Source organism: Alteromonas sp. ASW11-130, assembly GCF_026183735.1.
Classification (GTDB): Bacteria; Pseudomonadota; Gammaproteobacteria; order Enterobacterales; family Alteromonadaceae; genus Alteromonas.
Genome location: NZ_JAPFRE010000045.1, coordinates 29,048 through 41,792, shown reverse-complemented (window position 1 = coordinate 41,792; position 12,745 = coordinate 29,048). Strand labels below are relative to the sequence as shown.

Annotated in this window: 10 protein-coding genes; 5 read left to right on the top strand and 5 right to left on the bottom strand. The window is 43.1% G+C overall.

The window, feature by feature from the left end; translation table 11 throughout:
- Positions 1 to 251: 251 nt before the first annotated feature.
- Positions 252 to 713, top strand: coding sequence for a hypothetical protein (locus OPS28_RS15370; RefSeq protein ID WP_265610347.1), 462 nt, complete (start codon positions 252 to 254; stop codon positions 711 to 713).
- 11 nt (positions 714 to 724) lie between these two features.
- On the top strand, positions 725 to 1,093 hold the full coding sequence (locus tag OPS28_RS15365) for a YidH family protein (RefSeq protein ID WP_265610346.1): 369 nt from the start codon (positions 725 to 727) through the stop codon (positions 1,091 to 1,093).
- 277 nt (positions 1,094 to 1,370) lie between these two features.
- Here OPS28_RS15365 and OPS28_RS15360 read toward each other — a convergent pair whose 3' ends face one another.
- The gene (locus tag OPS28_RS15360; RefSeq protein WP_265610345.1) at positions 1,371 to 2,561 is read right to left on the bottom strand and encodes an MFS transporter; all 1,191 of its coding nucleotides are present in this window, start codon (positions 2,559 to 2,561) and stop codon (positions 1,371 to 1,373) included.
- Between the two features lie 1,508 nt (positions 2,562 to 4,069).
- On the opposite strand from OPS28_RS15360, the gene OPS28_RS15355 reads away from it, so the two are divergent.
- Positions 4,070 to 4,603: a GNAT family N-acetyltransferase gene (locus tag OPS28_RS15355; RefSeq protein WP_265610344.1), complete on the top strand. Its 534-nt coding sequence runs from the start codon at positions 4,070 to 4,072 to the stop codon at positions 4,601 to 4,603.
- On the opposite strand, the gene OPS28_RS15350 is transcribed toward OPS28_RS15355, so the two are convergent.
- Positions 4,600 to 5,367, bottom strand: a complete 768-nt coding sequence (locus OPS28_RS15350) for a sulfite exporter TauE/SafE family protein (protein WP_265610343.1) — start codon at positions 5,365 to 5,367, stop codon at positions 4,600 to 4,602. The two genes, OPS28_RS15355 and OPS28_RS15350, sit on opposite strands and share 4 nt — an antisense overlap.
- 196 nt (positions 5,368 to 5,563) lie before the next feature.
- Between OPS28_RS15350 and OPS28_RS15345 the strand changes: the two genes are divergently transcribed.
- Complete coding sequence (locus tag OPS28_RS15345) at positions 5,564 to 6,505, top strand: hypothetical protein (RefSeq protein ID WP_265610342.1); 942 nt, start codon at positions 5,564 to 5,566, stop codon at positions 6,503 to 6,505.
- Between the two features lie 62 nt (positions 6,506 to 6,567).
- Here the strand turns inward: OPS28_RS15345 and OPS28_RS15340 are convergent, their stop codons facing one another.
- Positions 6,568 to 6,966, bottom strand: a complete 399-nt coding sequence (locus OPS28_RS15340) for a hypothetical protein (RefSeq protein ID WP_265610341.1) — start codon at positions 6,964 to 6,966, stop codon at positions 6,568 to 6,570.
- Positions 6,967 to 7,885: 919 nt separating this feature from the next.
- On the opposite strand from OPS28_RS15340, the gene OPS28_RS15335 reads away from it, so the two are divergent.
- Positions 7,886 to 8,749 carry a cation diffusion facilitator family transporter gene (locus tag OPS28_RS15335; protein WP_269468725.1) on the top strand — a complete coding sequence of 288 codons (864 nt, stop codon included), beginning with the start codon at positions 7,886 to 7,888 and terminating at the stop codon, positions 8,747 to 8,749.
- Positions 8,750 to 8,765: 16 nt separating this feature from the next.
- On the opposite strand, the gene OPS28_RS15330 is transcribed toward OPS28_RS15335, so the two are convergent.
- The gene (locus OPS28_RS15330) at positions 8,766 to 11,282 is read right to left on the bottom strand and encodes a glycoside hydrolase family 3 protein (RefSeq protein ID WP_265610339.1); all 2,517 of its coding nucleotides are present in this window, start codon (positions 11,280 to 11,282) and stop codon (positions 8,766 to 8,768) included.
- Positions 11,279 to 12,523, bottom strand: a complete 1,245-nt coding sequence (locus OPS28_RS15325) for a sugar MFS transporter (protein WP_265610338.1) — start codon at positions 12,521 to 12,523, stop codon at positions 11,279 to 11,281. The genes OPS28_RS15330 and OPS28_RS15325 overlap by 4 nt, the downstream gene beginning before the upstream one ends.
- Between the last annotated feature and the right edge of the window lie 222 nt (positions 12,524 to 12,745).

Here is a 12,745-nt window from a genome sequence, read left to right as displayed (position 1 = left end):
TACCTACCTATTTTCTTATGGGTAGCTGCATACATGGGGGCACATAGATTCATGCCCCTTCGTATCATTCTGGGCCTTGCTACTGTTACCGTTGCTGTGAGTAAAATTAAAAGATTATCATTTGCCAAATAAGGTAAATAGACGCTACTTTTACTATTTGCATATGCTTCAGGTTGGTAATGGCCTGAATAATAAGCCAATGGATGGTGGGCAACGGCGTATTGCCCTATAAATTTTAATAAGGCTTTTATATGAAAGGGATAGTGCTTACGGTGCTCATGTTAATGAGTTGTATGGTAGATGCCTCGCAACTCTTTGACGCTAAAGCTTATTTAGATAATGCGATAGCTAGAACCAAAGAGCCTGCACATAACTTTATTGAATTGTATTTACATCAACACGATTTCAACAACGCCCATCAATTATTGTGTAAGGATATTGCGGATAAAACACCTGTTTCCTCATTAAAAACGGTATACACGCAACTGGAAGAATTCGCCGATCTTAGTCAATTTACACAAATTGCAATTGTTGACGCATATGTACAATTGACTAAGGTTGAGCCTGAGGGGCTTGTTAACTATGTTATTGTACTTACTCATGAAAACGATGAAAAAATAGCAGGGTCGATAACCCTTCGAGCAGCATCAGGCTGCTTATGGGGGTGGCGATTTGAGCCTATGAAGATAAAACAATTTCAATTTGATAAATAAATAGGAAACGGATGGGCTACTTACAAGATCCAAGAGTATTGTTTGCTGCCGAGCGAACGCTGTTGGCGTGGAATCGCACGAGTTTGGGCCTCATTGCTTTTGGCTTTATATTAGAGCGTGCAGGTTTATTGGTCAGGTTGCTTCAAGATGAAGTAGATGAGTCGTTGGTCACTCCCGCCTTCATACTTGGTATGGCTTTTATCGTGTTCGGGGGAATGTGCGCGCTCGTTTCCTCTTATCAGTTTGCCCAAGTGCTTAAGACATTAAATGAGGATGAAATTCCGCCAGGATATAAACCCCGCTGGGGAATGGCAGTCAACATAGTGCTGGCCTTACTTAGCGCGGCATTGACGGTATTGCTTTTTTATTTGCATGTATAAATTTCGTTCTTTCGAACCGCTATGTACGTTATCTCGCCTCAGTATTCTTTGATGATAGCCAAACCTGAGGTGTTGAAAACGCAGTGTCCATGTCATTACCCAAAGCAAAAACCTGCTCACTAAACATGGCTAAACAGCAAATTAAGACACATAAAATAGGTAATACAATGAAATGCTGGGAACCGGCGAAGACATTGTTTTTTCGCTCTCTCATAGAGACATTCACTTGCGAGTAACAGGTAACTCTTTACTAAGTCGCCACAGGAATGCAAAAGGTTTATTTTCGAGGAGTGAGCTTTATAAATGCCAGGGTAAAGACAAGCAGAATCAATAAGCAGGCGAATAAGAACGGAAAACGATGATCAACGCTATATAAAACAGCAGAAATTAGCGGCCCAGCAATATAGCCCATTGCGGGTGTAGATGTAATTAGCCCCGTGATAGCGGCTTGTTTTTCAGGTTCACAGCGGCTGGAAGCGATGGCCGCGATAGAGGGATAAGCCATTCCCAAACCAGCCCCGAGTAAAATCATTGCGAGGTAAAGGACTAACCTATTTTGGTGAATGAAGCACAACAAATAAGCCACCACTAATAAAAGTAACGCGATTTGTACCAACTTTTCAGGGCGTAAGGTTGCACGTTGAATAATACCGATTTGCGCAATAAAGGAACTTGCTGCACTAATCATCATCGCTATACCTACCGACTGAGCAGCGGCAATAGTTGATTCCCCATATTCATCCATAAAGAAGAATCCCAGGGTTTGCTGTAGCATTGCCATCGAACAAAATACACAAGCCGAAAATATTACCAACATTGCAGTGATCGGCTTTACTGATACAATTTTATTGCTTGTATCGGTGCTATTTTGGGGTGTAATTTGCGCAGCCGGAGCTGTTTGATTCGGTAAAAAGCGTTTGACCACGATTAATGCAAACACAGTTAACACAATCACACTATAGAGAGGGGTCAGTATACCAAAACCGACTAGAGCACCGGCGAAGGTGGGCCCGAGCACCTGGCCTAAATTATTTGCCGACGTAACCTTACTTATGGCTTTTACTCTATCAGCATAAGAGCTGTCAGAGATAGCATAACCGATGGCTGAAGGAGGGGTCGCTGACATGATGCTTGACTGCATCGTGCGGGTTATCAGTAGCGCCACAAACAAACTGACGCCACTAATAATGAAATGAATACCCAAGTACCACATAGTGGCAAACAGTAGTGTGCCAATGCTATAACCCGTTAGCCCAATCATTAATGTGCGTTTATAACCTTTCCGCCTGGCTACCCGACTCCACAAATTAGTACCAATGGCAAACATTACCGCAGAACTGGACATAATAATCGCGACCTGAATTTCGCTTAATCCGGCCTCACGCCCTAACGAAGGTAAAGTTGTTATAACAACGCTTTGCCCGATGGCAGTAGTAAAAAGCGCTAAAAACAATACGCTAAAAATCATCAGATAATGCTTTTGATGGATTGGTAGAAAAGATGAGTATGTAGTTTAACACAGTTTACATAATCCAATTTCATCTACAGAAAAAAGCACCCGCCAGGTGGCGGGTGAAAATCAGAGGTATTGTTAGGTCCTAAAGACCTAGGGGAGATTAACTGTCTATCGACAGTTCACTTATTACGTCGTAGACGTCATCAGTGTTCTTCGCATTGGTGAGGCGAAATTCTGTTCGCGAAAGGATTTCGCCCCACCGAAAATAGGTAACATTCCCTTGTTTGGTGTAGACATCAATGTCAGCACCAGTAATATCTGACTCAATAATAATTACGATTCAATCGCAATTAGTTTTATTGCCTCCTGCTCGTCATCGTCGAACGCACGTCCGTCACTGCAAAATTCGTCCGGTGCTACAGCGGCCAGTCTGTTTTTAACTGACGTAAGTCCTTCAAGCGTATGCCGCTAATCCATAGCAAGTGGTTTGTAGACATCTGCTCCAAATCAGCTTCGCTTATTGCCGTTGCTATTTAATAAGCTATAAGCATGCCAACCTTGCATTGATATCTCTTAAAGAAGTAACTAATTGAAAATTAACTATTATTGTGACGCTCTGTTTAAAGTGGCTGATTGCACTTTACATAAATGTGTATTTTTTTCACATCACAACGTCGTTTTTTTCATACACTTATGTAACTATTTTATAAGCTTAAAAATTCACTTCTTAAGTTTTAAAAACAGCTTCACCACTAGCTAATACTTTTTACTAATAATTGCTAAGCGAAGTATTTAACATGGTGATAACTACTTAATAAATATCTAAAAGCTGAAATTCAGAATTTGAAAGATAAGTTGTATGTTCTAGCATAAGTGCGCGAGAGCCTTACAAACAAAAGGAAGTGCGCTATCCCTACCACTCACAGTACTATAGGTCCAATAACGCACAATTTTGGCCGTGAAAAGAATTACAACGCCTGCGAACAAAGTGTGTGAACCATGTCTGAAATGTGTGCAGTATCCGGTCAAATTATTCATACCTCTGAGATTTTAATGGGGATGATTCTCACGCCCTTCAAAGCGTCACTTTTATTAAAACCTTCAGCAGCATACCAAGCCAAGCAAGTTTGTTAGCTTTAAACGCAGCAGCCGACGTCGTAATCGGTTGTAACTAAACACGCTAAGTTACGGTGATGGCTCATCAGAGTAGGCTGTTGGCTTTACGCGTTATTACGGCTAACCAAGAAGGAATAGGGGTTGTAACGCACGTACTTTTTTTAGCGGCAGATGTGGTTTGTCGGGGGGACAATAGCCAATAGCGTTTGTAAAAGGAGCTGGGACGCGATGAAAACGCCAGAGACAGGATTGAGAATATCCCTCAGAGAGGGAGTTAGGTGGTCAATGCTAAGGTTTAGGTACAAAATAGGTGGGACCAATCACAGCTTAAAAATGTTAGCCGCTGGTTAGTCTTTTGCGTAAACTGCGACGATTGAGCGAATACGTGTTCAGGGAAGAAGTCGATGAAAACTGAAAGCTGTACCCACGATATAAAAATTGAACGGTTAACCACGCATCATGCAGCAGAATTATTAGCGTTCGAAATTAGTAATCGTAAGTTCTTTGAGCAGCTCATTACTCCACGCCCCGCGCAATTTTATTCGCTATCAGGGGTGCAGGAACATATCGACAGTCTGTTAGAAGATTTTAAAAGTGGGATGGCATTACCCGCACTCTTAATTCAACACAATGCTATCGTGGGGCGAGTGAATCTTAAAAATATTGACCCCGTCACAGGTATTGGGGAAGTCGGCTACCGTATTGCTCAACTGCAGCAAGGGAAAGGTTTGGCCAGTCTGGGCGTCGACTATTTAAGTCGCACCGCAATATCTGAATTTGGTTTAAACCAACTTACCGCGCTCGTTCTTCGCAACAACCCCGCTTCTAGTCGAGTATTGGAAAAATCAGGCTTTGTCTTTGCGAGCCCCTCAACGCATGTTGAAGTAATCCAAAATGAAGAAATTAGCTGCGACCAGTGGGTTAAATATCTTCGCTAGAAAATCTGAAAAGCGGCTTTGATCAGTAAATGGAATGCCAATAGGGTAACCACAGTGGTATACAGAAGTTTAAAAAGCTGTGTCGAAAAGCCTTCGAGTGTCATTAAACCTACCTTCGTTCCTATAAAGCCGGTAACAATCATTACTGCGGTCAAAGGTAACCAGGCAAAGAAATAAACGCCTGCTATCCAAAATACAGCTAATTTTAATAGGTTTTGTACGCTCATGCAGGAAGCAAAGGTAGCTGTATGCACCATTTTACCCATTTGGTTTTGATGCATAAACGCGGCTAAAAGGGGACCAGTCGCACCAACAAATGTTGAAAGCATGGTAGTAATTGTGCCTACTGAAAACATACCCTTGGCACTGATCTGGTGGGGGCTGGGTTTGAAGCCCCACAATAAATATAAAATAAATAGTCCTACAGTAAGCTGAATCCATTGCAAGGGAAGTTGAATCAGTACAAATGAAACAACAATGGCTCCCACTACTGCGCCTAGTCCGAATGAAGTAACTGTGTTTTTATCTAAATAAATACGGGTTTTGTACGTTCTATATCCATTGGAACCAAGCTGAACCATCCCGTGTACAGGGATCAAAACTTCTATAGGAATGTAGTGCGCCATGATAGCGAGTAGCAATATGCCACCGCCTATTCCAAAGGCGGCTGTTACAAACGATGTCACCGCCGATGATAGGGCTAGCAGTAGTATAACGGCAAGCGGGATTTCACCTGCGCCCAACCATTCAATGAAAGCGACCAAGGGCACTCCTTGTAATATAAGCGTAAACTATAATCTGTACGATAAAAAACTTGCCATCCATGTATAAACATTCATACTGGAATTAGGTGTAAGGGTGTAAACGTAGTTACCCGATATATTATTAAAACGACATCTGCTGTTAAATTTACGCTTTAGTATTACGTAATTTTATAGATGAATTGCATGTGACGTAATAATGACTGTAAAGACTGCAAAACGCTATTTTTGTCCAGACTGTTCGCATCAGTTTTCGACCGACACCAATCATGATCAGACCCTGATCATTAGTTGTCCTAATTGCAAGTCGCTTTGTCCCAAGCGTTGCTTGGAAGAAAGTGCAATTAAAAAAGTGCTTACTCACCGAACAAAGTGGCCGCTCATCACCACACAGGTAGTTGCCTTTGAAGGTGCCAGAGGGTTTAAGGCGGCCAAAGAAGCGTGCCCCCATCAGCCGCATTATACTTATCCAGAATCACACTTTTTCGATAAAAAAAATCCAATTCGATCGGGCGAAGTATGGCTGGAAACCAGTATGCCATTGTATAAAAACTGGGAAGTGGCACATGACAGTCCAACTAATGCTGGAGAACGGCTGCAAGATTTTGTCGTAGTGCATGAGCACCTTCACCCCGATAATATTCTGTACGGATACTATCTGATTGTCACGGATGAAATGCGACACTACAAATCGAATACGTATGTGTGTGGCGAATGCCACAGTCCAGGTAGTAAAAACGACAAGTTTTGCAAAAAGTGCTTAACAAAACATACGTTAACATACGCTCAATTACACAGGACCAGATTGCTTCCGGTTAGTTTGCCGCCGAACCGCTCCCGCTTAACTAAAATGGAGATGAAAGAAGCATTGGATTTATATGTGGATACCCACGTAAAACTCCCTATCGGAGAGCAGAAGAAAAGGTTGGAACAGTTGGTGGCAAGAAAGAATACGGTCAGCGATGTGGAGTACAAAGGATTCAAGTGGTTGCTTAATGAAGGTATCAACACAGAAATCTTTGTTTTCGAAGAAGACGAAAACCGCTTCGTTGTTGGTCACCAGACCCCAAGGCTGCCTGAAATATTAAGCCATATTCAAGAAAAGTTGGAGGCGTTTCCTTATCCGCACCAAATAGGATAATCGCCCCCGAAACTTAGAACGCTTACGTAATACCGCTGAGGGTTACAATGTTAAGCGGTGAATTATTTTACTTTTCTACGCAGGGACGCAACCAGACCAAGTGCTATCAGCGCAAAAATTGAAGGTTCTGAGACCGAAACAGAGGCAGTAACAAACGAATCAAATTCGAATATCTTGCTATAATCATCGCAGACTGCGTTATAACACTCATAAGTTGTTAACTCATCGATGCGTATTGTTCCACCTTCATTCGTCATCTCTCCATCAAGAGCGATATAAACATCTTGATATCCCGTTAAATCCGCAACATCTGGAACCAAATCCAGGTGACTCTCGTCTGACCATTCGAGAAGAAGACTATCTAAAGTAAAAGAGGATGCAGGAAAAGTAGGTCCAACGGCAGAAACATTAATATTTGAGAACAAGTTAGTATCAGCGTCGTAAACGTAGTTTCCGGTCACTGTGCTTCCATCGAATAATTCTATATCAATCGCCCACTTAATTGGTGCTGCGGACACCGTTAATGAACAAAATGTGCAAAGAATAAAAGAGATTAATTTTACGTTTAGAATTTTTAACACAATTACCACCTTAGGATACTTATTTTTGTTTGCGTTTTGTTACAAGTTGAAAATCCATTTTGCAATTTCCAAGCCATAGTGTAAGTTGTTGTTATTTAAATCAATTAATTGCATTTGGGCGATTGGATGGAAAAAAAGCTGACACTTGATAAGCGTTTCAAAAGGAATGCAACGTTTAAAAACGCAGATAAACAACCATTAGTGCTTCCTGTATTGAGCAAATGATAGGTGGGTTGAAAGCCTGTGAGGCGCAAAATGATAAACGAGTTTGGCGACATTTATACGGTGATTCTTTTTCCGCTGCAATGCGTGCCCTCACAATTGCCTATAAGAAGTGCCGTACCTGTAAAGTTGAGCTACATACCATTGCGGATCATCGGTGAGATTCACTTTTTATGCATGCTTTTATTCAAATGAATGTCGTATACCTAAGCCATCGCACCGGGTAACGTCTTAAGTTGCTTGTACGCATACCAGGCTTTCGCACGCACTGACGTCGGCAGAAGTATGGCGCTGCGACGGTATACCCACATCTCACGCTATCATGGTAACGGGATAGAATTAAATGCCGCAGAGCTTTTGCGCAGCCTGTTTTACAAGAAATGATGAATACCCAATAAGTTTACTCACGCGATATTAACCAATTACTAAGAAATAAATTTTACCATTCAATGAAAGGCTCAGGCTTTAAAAGCACGTCGCAGCATGCTATTAAATAATGCTAACTTTTAGCTTTTATTACAAGAATGTAGCCGTGCATCAACACCATCATCATCACGCACATTCCGATACATCGCGTATGGGAGTGGCTTTTTGGCTCAACTTTATTTTTACTATTATTGAATTCATTGGCGGCTGGTTAACTAACAGTGTGGCTATCATGGCTGATGCCGTGCATGACTTAGGCGATACCTTGTCTATTGGTATGGCTTGGGTGTTAGCAAAGCTGGGAAAACAACAAGCAGATGAAACATTTACTTACGGCTTCAAACGACTCAGTCTGTTTGGCGCATTAATCAACGGAGGCATTCTAATAGGCGGTTCTATTTGGGTGTTGACCGAAGCTTTACCGCGCTTGATGGATCCTCAAATGCCTATGACAGAAGGGATGATGGTACTGGCAATATTAGGCGTGGTAGTTAACGGAGCCGCCGCATTTAAATTGCATGGTGGACAAACACTGAATGAAAAAGTGCTTAACTGGCATTTATTAGAAGACATGTTCGGTTGGGTAGCGGTATTGATTGTGGCGATAGTTCTGCACTTTTTTCATTTCCCTATTCTTGATCCGATTTTGAGTATTGGTTTTACGCTTTTTATTTTGTTTAACGTGGTGCGACACGTATCCCAAACCCTGAAGCTATTTCTGCAGGCCACGCCCGATGATGATTTACAACAAAAAATCAAATCAGGGTTGTTATCTCTTGAAGAAGTTAAGGGGCTGCATCATTTGCATTTTTGGTCACTGGACGGAGAACATCACGTTTTGACTGCTCATTTAGTTACCCATGCAGACCTACAGCCAGAAAAATTAAAACAACTTAAGCAGGCAATAGATGCCGCTTTGACACCTTTTGAACTCGCGCACACGACAATAGAAATAGAAATGCCCGGAGAGTCTTGTCGAGACGAGACGACTCACGAGCATTCGCATAATCATTAGAACGCACGTAATGAGTTTATTGGCACGAAGGTAGCTCACCTTCGTACTGTGTATAACGAAGATTAGATAGGGTCAACGAGCCTGGAGTCGAGCGTTCCAGCGCGAACGCTGATTGCACGGCACCTAAGTTTACCCCGCCGTCGGTAAAACAATGAAGTGGAATGACCACCTCCTGCCATTCGACAGTATCATTCGCAAAATGTGCTAAATTAACCTCCGTAGCGCACTCTTCTAAACACGAGATGCTTGCCTGAGTCCCGTCAATAGACGAACCTTTAATATCAAATACGATCGCACCTTGAGGCATGTTAAAGCTTCGCATATCTTCGCTAAACGGCGTGTAAAAGCCGATTGAGCCGGCACTTTCCCACGTCATGAAAAGCGAATCTTCTTGTACGTTTCTGTCAGTAGTACGCACGTTTATGCCATTAAGAGAGGCTGTGTTACTGTTCATTATGCGAGACTGGCCCTCGGCACGAATTTCTAATTGCCACGGCTTTTGAGTAGATAGCACGTATATTGGCTGCTCACTCAATGATGCGTCGTTAAGGTTTTTAATTGTTTCGTTTAAATCATTGCTTAGATTATCTTTGTCTTCAAAAGTAAGGCCATAGCCGAACGGGAACAGCGGCTCATTTCCATCACCAAGATTTAGTTCGTCTTGGGAGGGGTCAGCAGGCCAGCTGAATGGTAGTTTGCCAGTCATCGCATAATTTACTTCGCCACGTTGGTTTTTCAATAGAACATCTGCGACGCCCGAACCTTCACTACCAGGTAGCCATGCTACGACAAAAGCATCACTTGCGTTAAGCTCTGGGTTAACCCAAAGCGGACGACCAGTAATAAAGATAGAAACCACTGGAATTCCCATAGACTGAAGCTTTTTCAATAAAGCTAGATCTGTTTTTTCACCCCGTTGATATTCCAGATTAGAAATATCACCATTGCCTTCCGCATAGGGATTTTCACCAAAAACAACCACCGCCACGTCGGGTTTTTGCTTAAACTCGCCATTTTCGGCCAATTCTACTTGCCCGCCCGCTTGCTCAACTTGCGTTTTAAAGCCGTCGTAAATGGAACTGCCACCTGGGAAGTCCCCATTAGTATTGCCCGTGCCCTGCCAAGTGATTGTCCACCCGCCTGACTGTTTACCAATATTATGGGCGGCGTCGCCCGTCAGACCGATTCGCTGTTTGGGTGAGAGCGGTAATATACTATTTTTATTTTTTAGCATTACCAGTGATTTACGTACCGCTTCACGGGCCAATTGGCGATGTTCCTCAGCACCAATTAATTCCTCTTTGCCTGCGAGCACGCGATTTGCAGGAGAAGGTTGTTCGAATAGCCCCGCGCGAACCTTTACGCGTAAAATTCGACGAACGGCATCGTCTAGGCGTTCCTGCGCAATTTGGCCGCTTTTAACTTGGGCAATCACGTTTTCGTACAGGGGTTTCCAGGCATTCGTTGGAACCATGTAAATATCCAAACCCGCATTCATGGCCTGGGGGCAGTCTTCATTAGTGCAGCCTGCAATCTGACCGTGACCGTTCCAGTCACCTACTACAAATCCATCAAACCCCATTTTATTTTTGAGAACATCTGTAAGTAAGTATTTACTGCCGTGAATCTTTTTGCCGTGCCAGCTATTAAACGACGCCATCACACTTTGCGCCCCCGCCGCAAGGCCATGTACATATCCTTGGGCATGAATGTCGAATAGTTCCTTCTCGGTACTGATATTGTCGCCTTGATCATCCCCATCTTCTGTGCCACCGTCGCCAAGGAAGTGTTTGACAGTAGAAATAGCGTGATATTCATCTATGATCCCATCAGACATATCACCCTGCATTCCTGTCACTATTGCCTTAGCGTACGCGCCCACTATTTCAGGATTCTCAGAGTAGCTTTCATACGTTCTGCCCCAGCGATCGTTTCTCGCGACCGCAACGGTAGGGGCGAAGATCCAATCAATACCTGTTGCTTTCACTTCTTTCGAGGTAGCTTCTGCAATTTTAGTGATGAGACTTGGATCGTTCATAGCGCCCAAGCCGATATTATGGGGAAATAACGTCGCGCCGATCACGTTATTGTGGCCGTGAACGGCGTCGGTGCCCCACATGGTGGGTATGGTCGAGCCATCGAGAGAGTCATCAACCGATGCCTGATACATTTTCTCAGCCAGAGCGACCCAATCCTGTACTGTTGCATGTTTGTCGTTATTAGGAAACGCTCCGCCGCCATTTAAATAGGACCCAAAGCCATATTTTCGCATATCTTCGACGGTGATATCGCGAATCTCCGGTTGAATAACTTGAGCAACCTTTTGTTCAAGAGTCATCGTTTCCAGGAGCGCAGCTACACGTTTTTCAACCCTGTCATGATTAGCCTTTTTAAAAGACGTATCTGGCCAAAAATCTGGAACGGACTTCTGTGAAACGGGTGAAGCTGATTCTTGCGGTTCAGAGCTATTACACGCGGTCAATACTGATGAACAGGTTAGCGCAAGGGTTAAGCTAAGGATCGCTTTTTTCATGCCTGAACCTCCTGCTTGACTGGCTTGCAACCCGATAGTCCGTAGTAGGCTATATAGATATAACAAATCACGGGTAATAAGAACGAAATTTGTAACCCGATACTATCTGCCAACACCCCTTGCAGTAATGGGACAATGGCGCCGCCCACTATAGCCAAACAGAGTAAGCCGGATCCTTGCGCGGTTTGTTTACCTAAACCATTCAATGCCAGACTGAAAATAGTAGGGAACATAATCGAATTACATAGTCCTACAGCTAAAATCGACCACATTGCAATATGACCAGTACTGTTGACGGAGACAATAATTAGCACGCAAGATAAAAAGCTGTTGAAGGCCAGACACTTACCTGGATTGACTTTTTGCATAACAACGGCGCCAATAAAGCGACCCACCATGGCACCGCCCCAATAGTAAGCGATAAAATTAGCAGCTTCGCGCTCCGTTAAACTCAACACTTCTTCAGAGATAAAATAATTAACCAAAAAGCTACCTATAGATACTTCCGCGCCCACGTAGACAAATATCCCGATTACACCCAACATCAGGTGGCGATGTTGCAGGACGTTTCCGTTTATTTCGCCAATCGGTACATTAGCTGATTCGGCTGGTTTAGGTAGCTGAACTTTGATCATCATCAAGGCCATAATGCCCAGTACAACCGCTAAGCCAAGATAGGGCACTATGGTGGAGTTGGCTTCGGCTTGCGCACTCACTTCGCCGTGGGCGGAAAAAAGCAGCATACCGCCCACTAACGGCGCAATTGTGGTGCCCAGCGAATTAAATGCCTGGGTCATCGTCAAACGACTGGACGCAGTAGCAGGATCACCCATTATGGTAACCAGTGGATTAGCCGCTACCTGTAATATGGTTATGCCAGAAGCAAGAACAAAGAGTGCGGTTAAAAACATCCAATATTGGGCAGCTAACGCGCTAGGAATAAACATCAAACACCCTACAGCGGCAGTAATTAACCCAATACCGATTCCCTTTTGATAGCCCACATTATTAACTAATTTCCCTGCTGGTACAGATATCAAAAAATAAGCGCCAAAAAAACAAGACTGGACTAGCATTGCTTGTGTGTAACTAAGGGAAAAAAGTCCTTTAAGGTGAGGGATGAGAATATCGTTTAATGCAGTAATAAATCCCCACATGAAAAAGAGCGAAGTAAGCGTCGCTAATGCGAAGAATGACGTGGGAGTTGTACGCGTGGGTGACACGTAGGTTGAGTTAGTCATCTGATGGTCCTGTTTTTTGCCTGTGCATCTACTTTCATCAGGTTTAGCATAAATAAAAGGCGCAACAAACATTTCATTAACAAATTACGCGAGTATAAAGTCATTTTTAAAAAATGCAAGCGCTTACATTTGTGGGGTTTCGTTTATTTCACTGGGCAGAGACTTAGCGATAAACAATTTTTCATAGAGGTTAAACTTTCAACCTAACTTTAATGAATTTAA

Coding starts and splice junctions, on each gene's coding strand:
- OPS28_RS15370 (WP_265610347.1), top strand. CDS start 252: ATGAAAGGGATAGTGCTTACGGTGCTCATGTTAATGAGTTGTATGGTA.
- OPS28_RS15365 (WP_265610346.1), top strand. CDS start 725: ATGGGCTACTTACAAGATCCAAGAGTATTGTTTGCTGCCGAGCGAACG.
- OPS28_RS15360 (WP_265610345.1), bottom strand. CDS start 2,561: ATGATTTTTAGCGTATTGTTTTTAGCGCTTTTTACTACTGCCATCGGG.
- OPS28_RS15355 (WP_265610344.1), top strand. CDS start 4,070: ATGAAAACTGAAAGCTGTACCCACGATATAAAAATTGAACGGTTAACC.
- OPS28_RS15345 (WP_265610342.1), top strand. CDS start 5,564: ATGACTGTAAAGACTGCAAAACGCTATTTTTGTCCAGACTGTTCGCAT.
- OPS28_RS15335 (WP_269468725.1), top strand. CDS start 7,886: ATGGGAGTGGCTTTTTGGCTCAACTTTATTTTTACTATTATTGAATTC.
- OPS28_RS15330 (WP_265610339.1), bottom strand. CDS start 11,282: ATGAAAAAAGCGATCCTTAGCTTAACCCTTGCGCTAACCTGTTCATCA.
- OPS28_RS15325 (WP_265610338.1), bottom strand. CDS start 12,523: ATGACTAACTCAACCTACGTGTCACCCACGCGTACAACTCCCACGTCA.